General features: G+C 64.0%; 15 protein-coding genes. 5 read left to right on the forward strand and 10 right to left on the reverse strand.

Annotated features, from left to right (window positions below; translation table 11 throughout):
* Positions 1 to 21: 21 nt before the first annotated feature.
* From XH84_RS33650 to XH84_RS33670, 5 genes are all read right to left on the reverse strand, one after another.
* Positions 22 to 339 carry a proton-translocating transhydrogenase family protein gene (locus XH84_RS33650; RefSeq protein ID WP_024337650.1) on the reverse strand — a complete coding sequence of 106 codons (318 nt, stop codon included), beginning with the start codon at positions 337 to 339 and terminating at the stop codon, positions 22 to 24.
* 11 nt (positions 340 to 350) lie between these two features.
* Entirely contained in the window at positions 351 to 1,478 is a 1,128-nt protein-coding gene (locus XH84_RS33655; protein ID WP_128918224.1) for a Re/Si-specific NAD(P)(+) transhydrogenase subunit alpha, read from the reverse strand.
* A 138-nt stretch (positions 1,479 to 1,616) separates the two neighbouring features.
* The gene (locus XH84_RS33660; RefSeq protein ID WP_018317799.1) at positions 1,617 to 1,769 is read right to left on the reverse strand and encodes an aa3-type cytochrome c oxidase subunit IV; all 153 of its coding nucleotides are present in this window, start codon (positions 1,767 to 1,769) and stop codon (positions 1,617 to 1,619) included.
* Between the two features lie 186 nt (positions 1,770 to 1,955).
* Positions 1,956 to 4,847 (reverse strand): patatin-like phospholipase domain-containing protein, encoded by a 2,892-nt coding sequence (locus XH84_RS33665; RefSeq protein WP_128918225.1) that lies wholly within the window; start codon positions 4,845 to 4,847, stop codon positions 1,956 to 1,958.
* A gap of 196 nt (positions 4,848 to 5,043) precedes the next feature.
* Positions 5,044 to 6,996, reverse strand: a complete 1,953-nt coding sequence (locus XH84_RS33670; RefSeq protein WP_128918226.1) for a M3 family oligoendopeptidase — start codon at positions 6,994 to 6,996, stop codon at positions 5,044 to 5,046.
* Between the two features lie 127 nt (positions 6,997 to 7,123).
* Between XH84_RS33670 and XH84_RS33675 the strand changes: the two genes are divergently transcribed.
* The 3 genes from XH84_RS33675 (at position 7,124) to XH84_RS33685 (ending at position 13,052) form a co-directional block, all read left to right on the forward strand.
* The gene (locus XH84_RS33675) at positions 7,124 to 8,620 is read left to right on the forward strand and encodes a sigma-54-dependent transcriptional regulator (protein ID WP_128918227.1); all 1,497 of its coding nucleotides are present in this window, start codon (positions 7,124 to 7,126) and stop codon (positions 8,618 to 8,620) included.
* 347 nt (positions 8,621 to 8,967) lie between these two features.
* The gene (locus tag XH84_RS33680) at positions 8,968 to 11,160 is read left to right on the forward strand and encodes a L,D-transpeptidase family protein (RefSeq protein ID WP_128918228.1); all 2,193 of its coding nucleotides are present in this window, start codon (positions 8,968 to 8,970) and stop codon (positions 11,158 to 11,160) included.
* A 281-nt stretch (positions 11,161 to 11,441) separates the two neighbouring features.
* Entirely contained in the window at positions 11,442 to 13,052 is a 1,611-nt protein-coding gene (locus XH84_RS33685) for a peptidoglycan L,D-endopeptidase MepK (RefSeq protein WP_245471952.1), read from the forward strand.
* A gap of 51 nt (positions 13,053 to 13,103) precedes the next feature.
* Here XH84_RS33685 and XH84_RS33690 read toward each other — a convergent pair whose 3' ends face one another.
* From XH84_RS33690 to XH84_RS33700, 3 genes are all read right to left on the reverse strand, one after another.
* The gene (locus XH84_RS33690) at positions 13,104 to 14,867 is read right to left on the reverse strand and encodes an adenylate/guanylate cyclase domain-containing protein (protein ID WP_128918230.1); all 1,764 of its coding nucleotides are present in this window, start codon (positions 14,865 to 14,867) and stop codon (positions 13,104 to 13,106) included.
* An 86-nt stretch (positions 14,868 to 14,953) separates the two neighbouring features.
* Positions 14,954 to 15,226: a DUF2312 domain-containing protein gene (locus XH84_RS33695; RefSeq protein WP_008546273.1), complete on the reverse strand. Its 273-nt coding sequence runs from the start codon at positions 15,224 to 15,226 to the stop codon at positions 14,954 to 14,956.
* A gap of 190 nt (positions 15,227 to 15,416) precedes the next feature.
* The gene (locus XH84_RS33700; protein WP_128918231.1) at positions 15,417 to 15,728 is read right to left on the reverse strand and encodes a DUF1244 domain-containing protein; all 312 of its coding nucleotides are present in this window, start codon (positions 15,726 to 15,728) and stop codon (positions 15,417 to 15,419) included.
* 180 nt (positions 15,729 to 15,908) lie between these two features.
* Between XH84_RS33700 and XH84_RS33705 the strand changes: the two genes are divergently transcribed.
* On the forward strand, positions 15,909 to 16,505 hold the full coding sequence (locus XH84_RS33705) for a DUF1036 domain-containing protein (protein ID WP_128918232.1): 597 nt from the start codon (positions 15,909 to 15,911) through the stop codon (positions 16,503 to 16,505).
* Entirely contained in the window at positions 16,502 to 17,938 is a 1,437-nt protein-coding gene (gene pyk / locus XH84_RS33710; RefSeq protein WP_128918233.1) for a pyruvate kinase, read from the forward strand. Before XH84_RS33705 ends, pyk begins: the two co-directional genes overlap by 4 nt.
* Positions 17,939 to 18,089: 151 nt before the next feature.
* Here the strand turns inward: pyk and XH84_RS33715 are convergent, their stop codons facing one another.
* Together XH84_RS33715 and XH84_RS33720 are read right to left on the reverse strand one after the other, a co-directional pair.
* A complete protein-coding gene (locus tag XH84_RS33715) occupies positions 18,090 to 18,770 on the reverse strand; it encodes a TetR/AcrR family transcriptional regulator (RefSeq protein WP_128918234.1) in 681 nt (226 codons plus the stop codon).
* Positions 18,771 to 19,036: 266 nt separating this feature from the next.
* A complete protein-coding gene (locus tag XH84_RS33720; protein WP_128918235.1) occupies positions 19,037 to 20,035 on the reverse strand; it encodes a M23 family metallopeptidase in 999 nt (332 codons plus the stop codon).
* Positions 20,036 to 20,186: the final 151 nt, after the last annotated feature.

Here is a 20,186-nt window from a genome sequence, read left to right on the forward strand (position 1 = left end):
CCTTCAGCCCGAGGTGGCCGCTCACTTCGACTTCTTCTTGTACATCGCCAGCATGCGCTGGGTGACAAGAAAGCCGCCAAATATGTTTACGCAGGCGAAGATGAGCGCGACGAAGCCGAAGCCGCGGGCCCATCCCGAGCCGCTCGAAACCATGCCGACGCCGACCGCGAGCAGCGCGCCGACCACGATCACCGAGGAGATCGCGTTGGTCACGCTCATCAGGGGCGTATGCAGCGCCGGGGTCACCGACCACACCACGAAATAGCCGACGAAGACGGCGAGGACGAAAATCGACAGCCGGAAGATGAAGGGGTCGACGACCTGTGCAGCATGCTCCATGGCGGGTCTCCTTAAACCTTCGGCTGGAAGTTCGGGTGGATGACGGCGCCGTCTTTCGTGAGCGCGGTGGCCTTGACCAGCTCGTCGTCCCAGTTGACGGCGAGCTTCTTCTCTTTCTTGTCGACCATGGTCTCGACGAAGGAGAACAGGTTGCGCGCGTAGAGGCTGGAGGCCGAGGCCGCAACGCGGCCCGCGACGTTGGTGTAGCCGACGATCTTGATGCCATCGAGGTCGACGACCTCGCCCGGCTTCGCGCCCTCGACATTGCCGCCGCGCTCGACGGCGAGATCGACCAGCACCGAGCCCGGCTTCATCGACTTGACCATCTCGGCACTGACCAGCTTCGGCGCCGGCCGGCCCGGGATCAGCGCGGTGGTGATCACGATGTCCTGCTTCTTGATGTGCTCGGCGGTGAGCGCGGCCTGCTTGGCCTGATATTCCCTCGACATTTCCTTGGCGTAGCCGCCGGCGGTCTGCGCGTTCTTGAACTCCTCGTCCTCGACGGCAAGGAACTTCGCGCCGAGCGATTCGACCTGCTCTTTCGTGGCGGGACGCACGTCGGTCGCGGTCACGACGGCGCCGAGACGGCGCGCGGTCGCGATGGCCTGGAGGCCGGCGACGCCGACGCCCATCACGAACACCTTGGCCGCAGGCACGGTGCCGGCCGCGGTCATCATCATCGGGAAGGCGCGGCCGAAGGCCTCGGCACCCTCGATCACGGCGCGGTAACCGGCAAGGTTTGCCTGCGAGGACAGCACGTCCATCACCTGCGCGCGGGTGATGCGCGGCATCAACTCCATCGCGAAGGCGGAGACGCCGGCATCGGCGATCGTCTTCAGCGCGGCCTCGTTGCCATAGGGATCCATGATGGCGATCACGAGCGCACCGCGCTTGTACTGCGCGAGCTCCGAGGCTTCGGGACGCTTCACCTTGATGATGATGTCGGCATCTTTCAGCGCGTCGGCGCTGACGGTGGCACCCACCGCAGTGAATTCGGAATCCGGCAGGCCCGATTTGAGGCCGGCGCCCGGCTCGACGGCGATCTCGGCGCCCAGCGCCTTGAACTTCTTCACCGTATCAGGCGAAGCGGCGACGCGCGGCTCCGACGGATCGATTTCCTTGGCAACGGCGATCTTCATAGGTCCTCCGGCGGCGCGGGACAGCGCGCGCGCAAACTTGAGCGTTACTCCCGCGGCGTTCGATACCGGTTTTAGCACCGGCTTGGATGCAAATATTCTAGGCAGCTGCTGCCGCTGGCGTGTGCAGCTGCCGATCGATCAGGTCAGGAAGATCGCCATCAGGATCACGATGAGCGCGACCGAGGCCGTGCCGTACTTCACCAGCTTGATGAAGCCCTCGTAGGTCTGCTCGTGGGCAACGTAGTCGTTGCCATCGGCGGTGCTGTACGCCACTTCGCTATGATCAGCCATGGAATGTCCCCAGTCGAAAGTTCAATTCTTAGGCTGGGATACCGCAAAGTTTCGGGCAGGGCAACGGCAGGCAGGCGCGGTTTTCCTGCAAATCAGGTCATTTGGAATTCCAATTGCCGGGAATTCGCACAGGCCGGTCGGCACCCGCTGGGCGGCGGCCCCGGGGTGCGACGAGCCGAAGGCCTATCAGCGCAGGCCGAGCGCGCGGCGGACTGCCCTGATGGGCTCCAGCTTGCTGTCGCTGAAGTTTCGTTTCGCGCAACGTTCTCCGGGAACGTTGACCACGATCGCGTCAGCGCCAGCGCCCTCGGCGAGGAAGCCATGCGTCATATGAAAGCCAAGCGCACGATAGACCTCGAACTGCTCCTCCGAGAAGAACTGGTCACCCGTGGTTTCGTGCGGGAAGGTGTCATTGCGGCGCGCGTAGTCGCGGATGTAGTCGTTTTCGTCTCCGGTCAAGGACGATTTGATGTAGACGAGATAGCCGTTTTCCCCCGCGCCGTAGTCGATGGTGCCGACGGCGACGTGCGGCCCGCCCGCCGAGCGCAGGGCTGAGCTCGAGGTTTTGGCTGCATTGCACTTCATCCACTCGAGGGTGGTGTTGCGGATGGGCGTCCAGGGCAGGTCGATGATAATTCCGAGATCGATACGCGCATAGCGCTGCAGCGTCACCAACGACGAAAAATTCATCGGCGCATCAGCCTCAGCGTCAACGGCGATGATCACCTTGCAGCGTCGCCGCAACAACTCGTAGACGCCCAGATTCTCGATGTGCCCGCCGTCAGTCAGATAAACCGCATCAGCATTCTCGTAGAGCCGACCCGAGATTTCGGACCATAGAAACAGAGGGATCGAGTGGTGCTGCGGCTTGTCCTTGGTCGAGACCCAGCGCGGATTCTTCAGCCAGTATCCCAGGCGCACGTTGAGCAAGGCCAACGTCGGGGTCAGCGAGCGGATCGAACCCGACCCCATGTTCGAGGAGGCAGCGGCTCCCGAGATCGCCATCGCGGTTGCCAGATCGAGGTCCGGCACGACCTTCTCGAGCGCTCGTGTATTGGCATAACCGGTCGCCTCGCTGCCGACGTGCAGCGGCGAGAACATGAAGAAGTCGGCATTACGTCCCCTCCGGTTGGCGAAGTCGGATCCCTGGATGTTCAGGGCGGCGTTGATGATGTGATACGGGGAGGCCAGGCTGCATTTTTTCGATGTCGTGATCGTCATCGCTCCCGCTCGATCCACCCCGTAGACGATTCCATGAAGCAGACCGCTCAGCTTCTCGTTGTCGAGTGGAAGAAAGTCCCTCCCCTGATCGAGGCTCGGCTCGTTCCGCGACGGCTCGCCATCGGCGTAATAGAGCGGGTTGAACAAGAAGGCTTTGCTGAGGCGATCGCGATAGAGCCGGTGTAGCGAATTGGCGTTCGGCCCAAGAACCCACGACAGGCCGAACAGGATCGAACCGGACAGCAAGTAGAATAGCGCCATCCGCAAATTGACGCTGTTGCCAAACTGGTACGTCGACCACTTGAATGCGTCGGGGGACTGCAGTGAGGCAATCGAAAACAGCCATGCGGGGATATGCGTAATCGGTCCCACCGGCTTCGCGACGGCTGGCTTCTTTTCGCCGTTGCTGATCTCGGCGGAGAATTTACGCGCCGCCGAGTCGAATTGAACATTGCCCTTGACGTCGAGACTGGCGGACGGGAGCGCGGGCTGCACACCTACCGGCCCCCATTCCTCGATCATGGGATATTGACGATAGACGGCGTCGAGGGTCTTGTCGTTCGCGATGCCCCAATAGCAGAGATAGAGATATCCGACCCAGATCAGCAGCGGGAGTGCCAGTCCCGCGACAAGCACGGCGGCTTTCGCCACATGGGCGAGCAGGCGTGAGCCCAGGTCCGAGGCGCCGGCGCCCTTCAGCAGGTCGGCGAATTGCTGCCGGAACACCGTAACGGCCGCGGCAACCGGCGCAGTGATGGCCGCGAGCGACTGGACCCATTTGATTGCAACGCCCGCAACGATGGCGCCGGACTGAGCCGTACTGGCTTCCGCGACTTCGAACATCTGAGCGATCATGAAGGGCTGGAATTCGAAGAAGCAGATGGCGGCAAGCAGAACGAGATAGGTCGCGCCGGCAGTCGACGGATAGCCGCGGAATTCACCCCCCTTGGTCGGCGAAACCGATCGCAGCACGGCCCAGCCGAAGAAAAGCACGAGGCCGAGCAGGACGGCCGCAAGCGAAAGGCCGAAGTGATCGACGTTCAGGCAGCTGGCGATCGCGCAGATGAGTCCCATCGCAAACGCAAGACCAGCAAGGTAGCGAAACAGCTCGCGCCGCCCGGCTTTGAAGAGGCGTCCGACCAACAAAAGCAGCAAGGCGGCAACGAGCCCGACGAGAAAATAGGCGGGCATCAATCCCAGGCTGGAGAGCGGACCGAGGCTCTGGCTGTCGTCGACGCTTAGCCCGAAGAAATTTGTCGTATAAAGCGATGAGCGTGCGGCGTTGGACAGGATCGTGATCACAGCAACGAGCAGCACGACGGGCAAAGTCAGGCTCAGATTGGCGACGAGCCCGCGCACGACGATTGCAACGCCGGTGAGCAAGTCGCGTGCGCCGGCCGGAACGAGGTAGTTCGAGTAGTTTCGAATATGGCCGACGGCAGGCGTATCGCTGATCTCGTTGGCGTTCTGGGCTCCGGGTGACGGCCCGCTTCCGAAGACGAAATTTTGCGCGCGTGCCATGCTCGCGGTGAACGAGCAGCCGGTGTACCCGCCGCCCGAGACGGTCGAGAGATAGTCGATGTGCTTGACGAGTCCGTGGTGATTGAGGGCCTGCAAGACGCCGAGGCAGACTGCGGAAGATCGAATTCCACCGCCCGAGAAGGCAAGGCCAACCGTCTCGACGGCCTTTTCGTCGCCGGGATAGGAGACAGGTTCAATGCCTTCGGCGCGCCGCCGGTTGTTGATGGCTGCGAGCTCGCGCTTCACGATCTTCCGGTGCTGACACCCCCACGACTGCTGTTGTTCGACCGCCCTTGGGGGCTCTGTCTTTGGGTCCCGAGCACCGGTCCTGGCCATGTTCGCCTCCCTGGCCGAGCATCCCCACGACGATGAACAACAATCACAGATGTATTTCGAGCCGGAATGCTCCTCCAACGATTAGTCTGCCCCGGCGTGCAAACGTTCAAATGTTCAGGGCAGGTTCCATACAACTTGGCAGGCAGGTCAGCGGGCCGGGCTTGTGCGCTGCGGCACCGAAATGCACCTAGCCCTGTCAGCCCATCGCCTCCAGCTCGTCGATCATCCCGGCGATGACCGACAGGCCGCCGTCCCAGAATTTGGGATCCTTGGCATCGAGCCCGAACGGTCGCAGCAGCTCGGAATAATGCTTGGTGCCGCCGGCCGCGAGCATGTCGAGATAGCGCTCGGCAAAACCCTCGGCCGCGTTCTCGTAGACGGCATAAAGCGAGTTCACGAGGCAATCGCCGAAGGCATAGGCGTAAACATAGAACGGCGAGTGGATGAAGTGCGGGATGTACATCCAGTAGTTCTCGTAGCCCGCTTTGATCTCGATCGCCGACCCGAGGCTCTCGCCCTGCACCGACAGCCAGATCTCGCCGAGCCGCGTCGCGGTGAGCTCGCCATTCTTGCGTTCGGTGTGGACTGCACGTTCGAAGGAATAGAACGCGATCTGCCGCACCACGGTGTTGATCATGTCCTCGACCTTGCCGGCCAGCAGCGCCTGGCGCTGCTTGGCGCTCTTGGTCTGCGCCAGCAGCCGCCGGAAGGTCAGCATCTCGCCGAACACGCTTGCGGTCTCCGCCAGCGTCAGCGGCGTCGGCGCCATCAGCGCGCCGTTCTTCGCCGCCAACACCTGATGCACGCCATGGCCGAGCTCGTGGGCGAGCGTCATCACGTCGCGCGGCTTGCCCTGATAGTTCATGAGCACATAGGGGTGCGCGGACGGCGTGGTCGGATGCGAGAACGCACCCGGCGCCTTGCCCGGCCGCACCGGCGCGTCGATCCAGCGATCGGTGAAGAAGCGCTCGGCGATGTCGGCCATTTTTGGCGAGAAGCCGCGATAGGCCGTCAGCACCATGCTTCGCGCTTCCGGCCAGCCGATGACGTCGGTCGCGGCAAACGGCAGCGGCGCGTTGCGGTCCCAATAGGCCAGCCGCTTCTTGCCGAACCACTTCGCCTTCAGCGCATAATAGCGATGCGACAATTTTGGATAGGCCGCGCGCACGGAGGCCACCAGCGCATCCACCACCTCGCGCTCGACCCGGTTGTTGAGGTGCCGGGAATCCGCGACATCCTGGAAGCCGCGCCAGCGGTCGGAGATGTCCTTGTCCTTGGCGAGCGTGTTGGTGATCAGCGCAAAGGTGCGCTCATTGGCCTTGAAGGTTTTTGCCAGCGCCTCGGCCGCGCTCTTGCGCTTTGAGCCATCGCGGTCCTGCAGCAGGTTGAGCGTCGGCTCGATCGCCAGCTCCTTGGACCCGACCTTGAAACGCAGGCCGGAGATGGTCTGGTCGAACAGCCGGTTGAAGGCGGAATAGCCGGTCTGCGCTTTCTCCAGGAAAAGCTGCTCGAGCTTGTCGTCGAGCTGATACGGCTTCTCCTTGCGCAGATCCTCGATCCACGGGCGGTAGTACGCGAGCTCGGGGGCTTGCATCGCACGGTTCAAAATATCGTCATCGACGCGATTGAGCTCGAGCGCAAAGAACAGAAGATGCGTCGACGCGGCCGTCAATCGCTCCGAGACATCGCCGTAAAACTTTGAAATCGCAGGGTCCACGCTGTCGCCGGCGTGGACAAGCCCGGCATAGGAGCCGAGGCGGCCGGCGAGATCGTCGATCGCCTCATAGCGTCGCACCGCCTCCGCGAGCCATTTTCCGCCATCTTCGTTTGCTGTCCCTGTTGCCAGCTTGCCCTTGTAGTCTGTCTCGAACGCGACGCAGTCGGCATCCATCTTTTCGAGATCGCGCGCCACCTGCGGCGCATCGATCCCGGAATAGAGATCGGTGAGGTTCCACTCCGGAAGCTTACCGGTCTTGCTCGCGGGCTTTGCGAGTGAGGTCTTGGAGGGCTTTGTCTTGGCTGCGGATTTCTTGACGGCAGATGTCTTGACGGCGGATGTCTTGGCGGCAGGCTTGCGGAGAGCGGGCTTCTTGAGGGCAGACTTCTTGAGAGCAGGCTTGTTCAGAGCAGACTTGGAGCGCGAATTCATTGTGTGGGAAACCTGTGTTCAACAATCGCGGCGGCGGGCTGGGGCATCAAGGTTTAAGAGTGCGTTAATCGGCTTCGGCCAGAGTGCCCCGATTCGAGACAGATAGTAGTAGCGTGCGGGGAACACCATGGCTGCCAGTATTTTGATCGCCGACGACGACGCCGTAGCCCGCCGGCTGGTCGAGAACATGGTGCAGAAATGCGGCTATGAAACGGTCGTCGTGGATTCCGGCGACGCCGCGATCGCCGCCCTCACCGCTCCCGATGCTCCGGCCATCGACGGTGTCATCCTCGATCTCGTGATGCCCGGCCTCGACGGCATGGGTGTGCTGGCCAAAATGCGCGAAGCGGGCCTCAGCGTCCCCGTCATCGTGCAGACCGCCCATGGCGGCATCGACAACGTGATCTCGGCGATGCGCGCAGGTGCGGCCGATTTCGTGGTCAAGCCGGTGGGCCTCGAGCGACTTCAGGTCTCACTGCGCAATGCTCTCAACGCCTCCGCGCTCAAGGGCGAATTGCAGCGCATCCGTCACAGCCGCGAGGGCCGGCTGACCTTCTCCGACATCATCACGCGCGCCGAGGCGATGGCGGGCGTCATGCGCGCCGCCCAGAAGGCAGCGAACTCCGCGATTCCGGTTCTGATCGAAGGTGAGTCGGGCGTCGGCAAGGAGATGTTCGCGCGCGCCATCCATGGCAGCGGCGAGCGCAAGGCAAAGCCGTTCGTCGCCGTCAATTGCGGTGCGATCCCCGACAACCTCGTCGAATCCATTCTGTTCGGCCACGAAAAGGGTGCTTTCACCGGCGCCACCGAACGGCACATGGGCAAGTTCGTCGAGGCCCATGGCGGGACGCTGTTTCTGGATGAGGTCAGCGAGCTGCCGCTGACTGCGCAGGTCAAGCTGCTTCGCGCGCTCCAGGAAGGCGCCGTCGAGGCGGTCGGCGGCCGCAAGCCCGTCAAGGTCGACGTCCGTATCGTCTCGGCAACCAATCGCCGGCTGCTGGAGCGGGTGAAACAGGGTCACTTCCGCGAGGATCTGTTCTACCGCCTGCACGTGCTGCCGCTGACGATTCCCTCGCTCCGGGCTCGGCGCGAGGACATCCCGCATCTGCTCCGACATTTCCTGGCGCGCTTTGCCGCCGAGGAGAACCGCCAGATCACCGGCATCAGCGGCGAGGCCATGGCGCATCTCGCCCAGCTCGACTGGCCCGGCAACATCCGCCAGCTCGAGAACGCGGTCTACCGTGCAGTGGTGATGAGCGAGGGCGACCAGCTCGGCCTCAGTGATTTCCCTCTGCTCGCCTCGCAACAGTACTCCGGCGCGGAGATTCCGACGGCCCCGCTGATGCTCGAGCCGGCGGCGACCCCTTCAGTCGTGTCAAGTAACGAAATACCGATCGCGCCGCTCCCGGCCGTTGGAACTCTCGCCATGCTGACCCCGACCGGCGATGTCCGCGCACTCGAGGACATGGAGAACGAGATCATCCGATTCGCGATCTCGCATTATCGCGGCCAGATGTCCGAGGTGGCCCGCCGCCTCAAAATCGGCCGGTCCACGCTCTACCGCAAACTCGACGAGGCCGGGGTTCCCGGACATGGCGGGAAAAGCGGCGAGGAGACGCACTGAGCTTGATGCGAACGGAGGTTCGCGGGGCGATGCAAGACCGGCTGTAAGCCGTTCGCATGACGACAGAATTTGGTTGCGTCTTGAACCGTGACTTGGAAGTGACAGACATAGGGAAAAGCGCGTGGGGCCAGCGCACAATCCGTTGCCAACAGGCTCCCTTGAAGTCAGTTTGGCGTGAATTGTTCCGGTTGGCGCTGGCTGCAAAACCGGGGCCTGTATATCGTCTGCGTAGGAATCGTTGCGTGCAGGCGTGCAACTTTCGAGAGGCCGGCGCGATTTAGCCGAAGCTCAATTGGCGATAACGAAGCTGTTCCATGGGGGACAGTTCACCCGAGGGGTGCGACACAATGCGTGACTGTTTGAACCACCGTGCGGGTTTCGACCGTGTCTTGATGACGGTCGCGGCAACCTTCCTCACGGTGTCGGCCAGCTCAGCTCTGGCGCAGGATCAGGCGCGCAGCAGCGCTGCCGAGCTCGCGATCGAAGCTGCGATCCCGCGCCCCGAGCCGGCCAACGTCCCGCCCCCGACAGCAGCCGACATCAAGCTCGACACCACCGCCACCGTTCAGGACTCCGCCAAGGAGCCGGCAAAGGAGCCTGTGAAGGCTGACGTCGCCCCCACCCCGGACAAGGTCGAGGCCAAGCCTTCCGACGTCGCCACGACACCCGCCACCGAGGCGCCGAAGAGCGAGACCGCCAAAACTGAGCCAGAGAAAACCGAGCCGGCCAAGGCCGACACAGCGACGGCAACGCCGGCTGCGCCCGCGGCACCCGCTGCGGCTCCGGCCGCCGAGCCGGTGAAGGCTGCGAGCAACGTTCCCGCCGCCGACCAGCCAGTCGCCGACAAGCTCAAGGACATTATCGGCGCCAAGACGTCCCGCCATTTCGACCGCAAGAACGAGCGCGCGGCGATCGAGAAGTTTTATGGCGCACGCGACTTCGCGCCGGTTTGGACGCAAGGCGGTAGCCTGACCGCTGCGGCCAAGGGCGTGATCGCGCGGCTGAAGGACGCCGCTTCCGACGGCCTCAATCCCGCTGACTATCCAGTGCCGGATTTCGCCGGCGCCACCACGCCCGATGCGCTGGCCGATGCCGAGCTCAAGCTCACCGCCAGCATGTTCGACTATGCGCGCCATGCCCAGAGCGGCCGCATGCATTGGTCGCAGGTCAGCGCCGACATCCTCTATCCCGAGCACCCGGTCGATCCGAACGAGGTGCTCGCCAAGGTCACGAGCGCAACTGACGCCTCCACCGCGCTCGACAGCTACAACCCGCCGCAAAAGCTCTACAAGGAGCTGAAGGCCAAGCTCGCGGAGCTTCGCGGTCAGGGCAACGGCCCGGTGATCGAGATCGCCGACGGTCCGGCGCTGAAATACACCCCGGCCGGCAAGAAGCAGGCTGAGATCGTCGTGGAAGATCCGCGCGTGCCGCAGCTGCGCGCCAAGCTCGGCCTCGCCGAGAACGCCAGCGACACCCGCTATGACGCCGCGCTCGCCGAAGCCGTGCGCAAATTCCAGAGCGGCGCCGAGATGAAGGCGACCGGCATCCTCGACGACAAGACGGTCAAGGCGCTCAACACCCCGAAGCGCGACAAGCAGATCGACGTGGTGCTGGTCAACATGGAGCGCTGGCGCTGGCTGCCGCGCGACCTCGGCGCGCCATCGCTGGGCGATGCCTATGTGATCCTCAACATTCCCGACTATACGCTGAAGGTGATGCAGCGCGGGCAGCAGGTCTGGACCACCCGCGTCGTCACCGGCAAGCCGGGCACGCATGCGACCCCGCTGCTGACCGAGACGATGAAGTACATTACGGTCAATCCGACCTGGAACGTGCCGCCGTCGATCGTCTACAACGAGTACCTGCCGGCGCTTCAGCAGGACCCGACCGTGCTCCAGCGCATGGGCCTCAAGCTCGAGCAGAACCGCGACGGCTCGGTGCATATCTCGCAGCCGCCCGGTGAAGCCAACGCGCTCGGCCGCATCCGCTTCAACTTCCCGAACAAGTTCCTGGTCTATCAGCATGACACGCCGGACAAGAACCTGTTCGCCAGGGAAGATCGCGCCTTCAGCCATGGCTGCATGCGCGTGCAGAACCCCGATCAGTACGCCTCGGTGCTGCTCAACATCACCATGCCGAACGAGAAATACACGCCCGAGCGCGTGCGCAGCATGTATGGCAAGAGCGAGATCGACCTGAAATTCCCGACGCCGATCCCGGTCAACATCACCTATCAGACCGCGTTCGTGGACGATGCCGGCAAACTGCAATTCCGCAAGGACGTCTATGGCCGCGACGCGACCATGATCAACATCCTGAAGAACAATCGCGGCAAGGATCTCGAGGCCGTCGTGGCCCATTCGCAGCCGAGCTATTCGCGCCCGGCAACGACCCTGCCCTCAGGCGTGGCGGTGGCCAACAATGGCGGCGGCTTCGGCTCGTCCGGCCCGAACTTCTTCGAGCGGCTGTTCGGAGGCGGGGCCCCGACCCCGCCGCCGGCTCCGGTCGGCCGCCGGTCCCAGCGGGTGTTCACGCGTTAAGCCTCTCGCGGCCCCTGTTTTCCGAGTTCTGCAACGATATCAACGGCCCCGTCCCATGGATGGGGCCGTTTAACGTTAACCATTGTCGACCTGGATCCGGGCAGCGGGCGTTTTTTTGCCACACTCAACCGGTTAGGATCGTATTCTGACTTGGTTTGGGGGCGGGAAGGTCAACCTCGAATTAACCTTCTCGCTTTAAGAAAGCGTTCATCCTCTTCGCGCTGCTAACGGGGTTGGCGGGAGAGTCCATTTGAACGCTCGTCGACTGGGTGGGCTCATACGTGCTGACTGGTCTCGCACGCCAATTCGTTGTGCTGTCGTTGTCCCATGCGGGAGTGAAGGCCGGTTCGCGGATCGGCCTCGCTGCCGTATCGCTGCTTGCGGGCGCAGGCTCGGTTCATAATGCCGCCGCGCTGAACGAGACCAAGACCCTCTCCTTCCACCACACCCATTCCGGCGAAGACCTCACCGTCACCTTCAAGCGCGACGGCCGCTACGATGAAGCGGCGCTGAAACAGCTCAACCATTTCCTGCGCGACTGGCGCACCCAGGACGAGACGGTCATGGACCGTCACTTGTTCGACATCCTCTGGGAAGTCTACCGCGACGTCGACGCGAAGCAGCCGATCCAGATCATCTCCTCCTACCGCTCCCCCGCCACCAACGCCATGCTCCGCCGCCGCTCCTCCGGGGTGGCGCGCTTCAGCCAGCACATGCTGGGACATGCGATGGACTTCTACATTCCAAGCGTGCCGCTGGAGCAGATCCGCTTCGCCGGCTTGCGCCTGCAGCGCGGCGGCGTCGGCTTCTATCCGACCTCCGGCTCGCCCTTCGTGCATCTGGACACCGGCAGCATCCGGCACTGGCCGCGCATGACGCATGACCAGCTCGCCCGCGTCTTCCCGGACGGCAAGACGGTCCATCTGCCGACCGACGGCGTGCCGCTGAAGGGTTATGAGTTCGCCAAGGCCGAGATCGAGCGACGCGGCAGCGGCGACGATGCCGGCAGCAAGCCAAACTTCTTTGCCGCGCTATTCAAGGGCAAGTCTGCAGCTCCGGCCGCCAGCGACGAGGACGACGAGGGCGCGCCCGCCCCGGCCGCGAAGCCGGCGGTACCGACCGTCGCCGCAGCAGCCAAGCCCGCCGAACTGGTGCCGACGCCCCGCGCCAAGCCGCAGATCGCCGCTGCGATCCAGCTCGCCTCAGCCGATGCGCAGCTGGTTGCGCCGCCCAAGCCGAAGCCCGCGCCGGTGGCAGACAAGCCCGCGGCGGGCAAATCGGTTGACGGCAAGCCGGAGACCCCGGCCGACATCATCAATGCCCGCGGCTTCTGGGATGACATCCCGGCCGCGCCGCAGCAGGCGACGCCGGCCCAAGTGGCCGCATTGAAGGCCCGCCAGGCCCTTGCCGCCGCCACCGATCCGCAGGCCACCGCGAGCGTGTCGAACTCGGCTCTTCAGGCGCTGGCCTTCGCGCCGGCCGCCTCGCCGGTTGACCGCGCCAATGTCGTCGCCGCCTCCGCGCCGATCCCCCGTTCTGCCCGCCCCGCATCGCGCAGCCTCGCTCAGGCGACCGAGATCAACTCGGTGGTCGGCAAGAGCACCGACGGCATGATCGCCACCGCGACCCGCCTCTCCGCCGCCAAGGGCGAGAGCGTTTGGCTCAAGATCGTGATGCTGTCGCCGAGCGCCAGCCGTGCGATGTCGGTCACGCTGATGGGCGAGCTCGATACGGCGGCGCTGCGCGGCTATTTCGTCAAGCCGAAAGCCGTGATCGCGATGGGTTTTGTCGACGACCCGATGCAGGGCCTGTCCTGTGACAGTTTCTCGGGCAGCGCCACCGCAAAACTCCAGACGACGTCGTTCGTCGTGCGGACTGCCGCGCTGCGCTGAGCGCTTGGACCCGGCAAAGCTCTCCTGCCTGTTGTTTTCTCCACGCATCGATCATGCCGGCAGACCAGCCTTGACGAGCCCGGCTTCGTGACGCTCGCGATCGATCGCGCGCTTGTAATGCAAGGTTGCAAGGTACGCGGCCACAGAGAATCCAGGTTCGCGCTTGAGAACCTCAGCGGCGTGAGCGCCAGCCGCGACGGCATTGTTCATTTGCGCGAATATGGCTGCCAGGAACGCATGATGGGTGTGATCGGGTCGCGTGATCCTTGAAAACGCCTCGGCAGCCTCGGCGTATCTTTCCGCGCAATAATACGCACGACCAAGATGGCTCCAGAACCGCTCGGGATGATGAGGATTGAGGCGCATCGCTTTCCTGATCCAGTCGATGCCCTCCTCCGGTAGGCCAAGCCAGGTCAGGAGCTCTCCCTGCTGCACGACGATAAGGTCATAGTTCGGGTTGAGAGCTAGCGCACGCTCCTGATGATAGGTGGCTTTTTCATAGTCGTGGCGCGTCAGATTGAGCGCGGCAAGGATCCGGTGCACATCCGCATCATTGTCGTCGAGTGCCAGCGCGATCTCGAGTTCGGAAGCCACCTGCTCAAAGGTTGCGTCACGGTCGGCACACCAGCCATAGATCCAGCACTGGCCGAGCACACATGCCTTCCAGGCGTGAGCGTGGGCGTAGTTCGGATCCATCGCCAGTGCCCGTTGGAGCAGGATCTGCGCCTGAGCATTGTCCTCGCGGGTCGAACGATGATGCAGCAGCTTTGCAGCCAGCACGCATTCGTAGGCCCGCATGTTCTCGGTCGGCTTGCGCTTGGTGCGGTCATGTGCTGCCGCTTCCACGCGGCCTGGCAACGTCGCGACGATTGCGCGGGTCATCTCATCCTGGATCGCGAAGATATCCTGGAGCTCGCGATCGTAACGTTCGGCCCAGATATGGCGATCAGTTTCGGCATCGATCAATTGCACGGTGACGCGAACGCGCCCCCCGGCTTTCCGCACGCTACCCTCGATGACGTAGTCGACGCCGAACTCCCGGCCGATGTCCTGGACCTTTACGGCCTTGCCCTTGTAGACGAAGGTTGAGTTTCGGGAGATCACGAGCAAGTCGTGGAAGCGCGAGAGCTCGGTGATGATGTCTTCCGTGAGACCGTCCGCGAAGAATTCCTGTTCCGGATCGCCGCTCATGTTGGCGAACGGCAACACTGCGATGGATGGCTTCTTCGAGCCAACGGTCGGCGCAACAGCCGTTGTCGCTTGGGGCAGGCTTGCAAGCCCCTCCGACAGCCGGACGCGGAAGACACGGATCGAACGAGCGATGTTCTTGACAGTCTGCTCGCCGAGATCGTCGAATTGGACTCCGTCCAATCGTTCGCCCAGCTGGTCGCGCACCGCGCCTGAAACGCAGATTCCTCCAGGCTCGGCGAGCGCCTCCAGCCGCGCCGCGACGTTCACCCCGTCACCAAAAATGTCATCCTGATCGACGATGACGTCGCCAAGATTGATCCCAATACGGAATTGTATCCATCGCGCTGGCGGGACGTCGGCATTGCGCCGCGCCATACGGCGCTGAACCTCGGTGGCACATAGCACGGCGTCGACGACGCTGTGAAACTCGGCGAGCATGCCATCGCCGGTCGTCTTGATGATGACGCCGCGATTCTTACCAATGGCGGGATCGATCAGCTCGACCCGATGGGTCTTGAGGCGCGCAAGGGTACCCGCCTCGTCGACCTCCATAAGTCGGCTAAAGCCGACCATATCGGCAGCGAGGACCGCGGCGAGCCTTCGCTCTGGTCCCGGCACATCCATCGCTCGGTCCCTTCACCGAGCAGTCTAGCAGATGAAAAGATCTCGCCCAAGTCCAATGCGCTGCAACGCCACCCGGGCGGGACGCCTCAGATCATCCCCAGCGCCTGCATGTAGGTCTCGAGAATCGTCTCGGCCTCGGCGCGCTCGTTCGGGTCCTGCTTGCGCAGGCGCACGATGGTGCGCAGCGCCTTGACGTCGTAGCCGTTGCCCTTGCTCTCGGCATAGACGTCGCGGATGTCGTCGGAGATCGCCTTCTTCTCTTCCTCCAGCCGCTCAATGCGCTCGATGATGGATTTGAGCTGGTCCTTGGCAAATTTCGTCGCGGGCTCGTCGTCGCGGACGGCGGCGGAGGTGGCCATCTAGGTACTCCCAATGAAACTGGCAAAACGAGGTGACGCCGGCATCCTCACCGCGCGTGCTGGCTAGAACCCTTAGGGTTGGTGCCGATTGCGTTCAAGGCACCATCGTGCTCGTCCACAGCGCGCCCACACCTTCCTGCGGCAGAGCGAAGAAAGCTGTTGTGTGATGCGACTCAAGGCTTGCGCGAACTCAGTGCCCGTGGCCGTGGGGATGGACCTTCTTCATGGTCTCGAGCTGCTCGGGCGTGGCCGAGCCCTGGTATTTCGCTTTCCAGGTCTCATAGGGCATGCCGTAGACGGCCTCCCGGCTCTCATCCTTGCTCATGGCGACACCTTGAGCGTCGGCGGCTTCCTTGAGCCAGTTGGACAGGCAGTTGCGGCAGAAGCCCGCCAGATTCATCAGGTCGATGTTTTGGACATCCGTCCGCGTCTTCAGATGATCGACCAGGCGCCGGAAAGCGGCCGCCTCGAGCTCCGTTCTGGTTTTGTCGTCGATTGCCATAGCTGTATTCATCCCTTGGGCCCGACCCGATGGAGGTCACCCTTACGGGATCAGGTGGGCCCTGTCACAGATTTTGCCATATCCCGGCGCAAACCGGCCCGACGACGGAATTGCGCTCTCTTGGGGCGGTTCCCCGGCCCTACGCCAAATCGTCAATGATCTGGTATAGCTACCGCGACAATGATTGCCGAATCTCCCCTCCCCCCGCTTCGTCTGCTCGCCCGGTTGGTCCCGGTGCTGGTGATCGCCTGGCTGTGCCTTTGCGCCAGCCCGGCCTCCGCGGATTTCCGCCTCTGCAACAACACCTCGAGCCGGGTCGGCATTGCGCTCGGCTACAAGGACGCCGAGGGCTGGACCACCGAGGGCTGGTGGAACATCTCCTCCCGCTCCTGCGAGACCCTGCTGCGGGGAACGCTGGTCGCCCGTTACTATTACATCTACGCGATCGACTATGATCGCGGCGGCGAGTGGTCGGGGCAGGCCTTCATGTGCTCGCGCGACAAGGAGTTCACCATCCGCGGCACCGAGGATTGCCTCGCGCGCGGCTACGACCGGACCGGCTATTTCGAGGTCGACACCGGTGAGCAGCGGGCGTGGACGGTGCAGCTGACCGACGCCAACGAACAGCCGGCGCAGCAACGCGTACCTGGTCTACCCGGTCCGGTTGGCCCGGGCGGGGTTCCGGGTTTGCCCAATAGCCCGCCCGGTGGTACGCCCCCCGCCGCACCCGGCCTCCCGCCAGGTGCCGCCCCGCCCCCGTCTGGAAATAAGCCATGAGGCGTCTTCGCCGTATCAAGATTCTCGCGACCCTGGGACCGGCCTCTTCAGATCTCGCGATGATTCGCCGCCTGTTCGAGGCCGGCGCAGACCTGTTTCGCATCAACATGAGCCACACCCCGCATGACAAGATGCGCGAGCTGGTGGCGACGATCCGCAACGTCGAGTCGAGCTATGGCCGGCCGATCGGCATCCTGGTCGACCTCCAGGGCCCGAAGCTCAGGCTAGGTGCCTTCGCCGAAGGCTCGGTGCAGCTCCAGAACGGCCAGACCTTCACGCTCGATTCCAACAAGGCGCCCGGCGATGCCACGCGCGTCCACCTGCCGCATCCGGAGATCCTGGCCGCACTCAGGCCGGGCCACGCGCTGCTGCTCGACGACGGCAAGGTGCGGCTGATCGCAGAAGAGACCTCGAAGGAGCACGCGGTGACGCGTGTCGTGGTCGGCGGCAAGATGAGCGACCGCAAGGGCGTCAGCCTGCCCGACACCGACCTGCCGGTCTCCGCCATGACGCCGAAGGACCGCGCCGACCTCGAGGCGGCCCTCGTCACCGGCATCGACTGGATCGCGCTGTCCTTCGTGCAGCGCGCCGACGACGTGCTCGAAGCCAAGAAGATGATCCGCGGCCGTGCCGCGGTCATGGCCAAGATCGAGAAGCCGCAGGCGATCGACCGCCTCGCCGACATCATCGAGGCCTCAGATGCGCTGATGGTGGCGCGCGGCGACCTCGGTGTCGAGCTGCCGCTCGAGCGCGTGCCGAGCCTGCAGAAGCAGATGACGCGCATGGCGCGCCGCGCCGGCAAGCCGGTGGTGATCGCGACCCAGATGCTGGAATCGATGATCCAGTCACCGGTCCCGACCCGCGCCGAGGTCTCGGACGTCGCAACCGCGGTCTACGAGGGCGCCGACGCCATCATGCTGTCGGCGGAATCGGCGGCCGGAAAATTCCCGGTCGAAGCGGTCTCGACCATGAACCGCATCGGCGAGGAGGTCGAACGCGACCCGACCTACCGCTCGGTGATCATGGCCCAGCGCCCGGCGCCGGAGTCCACCGCGGGCGATGCCATCGCGGATGCCGCGCGGCAGATCGCCGAGACGCTCGACCTGCCCGCCTTGATCTGCTGGACCTCATCGGGCTCGACCGCGGTGCGCGTGGCGCGCGAGCGGCCGAAGCCGCCGATCGTGGCGATCACCCCGAACATCACCGCCGGACGCCGGCTCGCTGTGGTCTGGGGCGTGCACTGCGTGGTGGCCGAGGACGCGCGCGACCAGGACGACATGGTCGGCCGCGCCGGCCAGATCGCGTTCCGGGACGGCTTCGTCCGCGCCGGCCAGCGCGTGATCATCGTCGCCGGCGTCCCGCTCGGCATCCCCGGCACCACCAACATGGTGCGCATCGCCTCGGTCGGCCCCGAAGGCGACGCGAATATGTAGGTCGCCACGACCCGGTCAACGCAAATATCGAAAAACAACCCCATGCAAAGTAGCCGGAGCTTCCGGCGAGCTTGCTGGGGTTTTGCAAAAAGGCTCGTTGCGTCAACGACCTGAGCGCGATCAGGCCGCCGCCTCGATCGCGCGGCCGATTTTACGCGCCAACCAGCGTCTTCGTCGTCGGCAGCAGCGTCTGCTGCACCACCAGACCCCTGGCGCGGGCGTCCATGACGCCGACCGCGCGCAGGGCCAGCAGCGTCACGGTCTGCACCGCATCGCGCATCTTGACGGGATCATCGAGATTGTCGGGCGCCAGCGGCCCGACCAGGGCCTCATGCAGCGCGCCAAGCAAGGCGGTGGCGGCGAGCGCGGTGTCCTGCGCCGGCAGGTGACCGGCCCGCACCGCAGCGTCGATCCGCCCAGCAATCTCGCCCGCGATCTCGCGCCGGCTGGCCAGGCGCGAGGCACTGACGTCGACATCGACGGGCTCGGCCAGGATGCCCCAGGCGAGCCTGCGCTGCGACAGGGTATGGACCGCCACGGTTGTCACGGCCGCGGCCAATGCCGAGGACGGCCCCGGCGCGGCATCGGCCGCCCGCCGGATTGCCGCGAGCTCGTCCCGGGAGACCTCGGCAATGAGTTCAGAGATCAGCTCGGCCTTGGAGGGGAAGTAACGGTAGACCGTGCCGGCCGCGACATTGGCCCGGACCGCGACCGGCGCGATCTGCACCGCCGCCATCCCGCCTTCCGCCGCAGTCTCCCGCGCCGCCGCCAGAATTGCGCTTCGCCGCGCCGCAAGGCGCTTCACCACTTGATGCGTCCGCCGATAAACCATGGCGCGCTTCCTGTCCCACACGCCAGCCGCACGCCCTGCGGCCGAACGCTTCGTCACGTCAAAGATGCAAATCGCCCCGCAAGGACTGAACAACTATTCAGGGTAGATGACAAGATGGGAAATGCGTGGAGCGTCACGGCGACCGGCTGCAGCGCCGGCGCTGATCGCGACGGCTGATTGGGCCTTGCTCGCGCCACCTCGCCACGGACCCTGCTTGCCGAAAGGAATGCCGCCCGCAGGGGCGCTGGGATTCGCGAGACGAGATGCTATGGCGCGATGTCCACCTGGAAGGACCGCCGCTCGATCTCGGCACCTTTTCGGCGAAGGACAAAAGTTGCCGTATAGGCGCCAGGCGGCCAGGCGGAGCCTCCGCGCTTCCTTCCGGCCGAGACGAAATATTGGGCCTGATCTCGCGGCAGCTTCGGTGCGCGATATTCCGCGATGAGTTGCCCCTCAGGCGACCTCAGCTCGATGGCTTGCTCGTCCTCCGCCTGAAGCCCGATCGCGCGAACATACGCAACCAGAGCGGCAGAATGAGAGCCGGGCGGAGATTGCTTGATCTCTCCGGTCTCGATCTCGTCCATAGTCACCGCTCGGTCAGCAAAGCCGACATTGATGATCTCGGTCGGCCGATAGTTCGAAACGGAGTCGAGCGTTGGCTGCCACAACGAACGACCGGAATTGCATTCGCCTTTCGCGGCGCCCTCAGCGAAGGGATCCACGACTGTCCCGTCATACCTCACCGTGAAATGCAGGTGTGGGAACTCGGTGTTTCCGGACAGACCCACCAGACCAAGCGCCTGCCCGGAGTTGACCCTGTCGCCGGGCTTCACTCTGAGACTGCCTTTGGCCATGTGGCAGTATTGCGTGCTCCAGCCGTTCTCATGTTCGACGACTGCGCCGTTGCCACACTCCCTTCCGGCGATTGCAGCTTTGCCGAGGACCTTGACCGATACGTCATCCATGCCGTCGCGCGTGTGCGCAACGCGCCCCGAAGCGGCAGCAACGACCTCGACGCCTTTTCTCTGATCGGCCAGATCGGGTAGCCGGATGTCGGTGCCGTCGTGGCCGTCATAGGTTCGATGACCGCATCGAAAGTCCAAGGTCTTGTCCGAGGGATCATGGTCAACGTAGTTCTGGATGAAGCACGTCGTTCCCAACTCGCAAGCAACCGGCCAAGCGAAAAGCTGCAGCTCGGAGCTGTGAGATACCGACGCGCAAATGGTGAGCATGCAAACAGCCGATGCAGCCACACGCGTTCTCATCAGATCTATCCGTCTTCAATGAGGTTGGTGCCGCGGGAAAGTAAGGACTGAGCAATCATTCAGATGGGTGAGGCACAAATACGTGGGACGCCACCAGGAGAGGTCGCTACCAACACATAAAAGTACCACGCCACGGTTGTAAGATCGATAA

This window comes from Bradyrhizobium nanningense (assembly GCF_004114535.1).
Taxonomy (GTDB): Bacteria; Pseudomonadota; Alphaproteobacteria; order Rhizobiales; family Xanthobacteraceae; genus Bradyrhizobium; species Bradyrhizobium nanningense.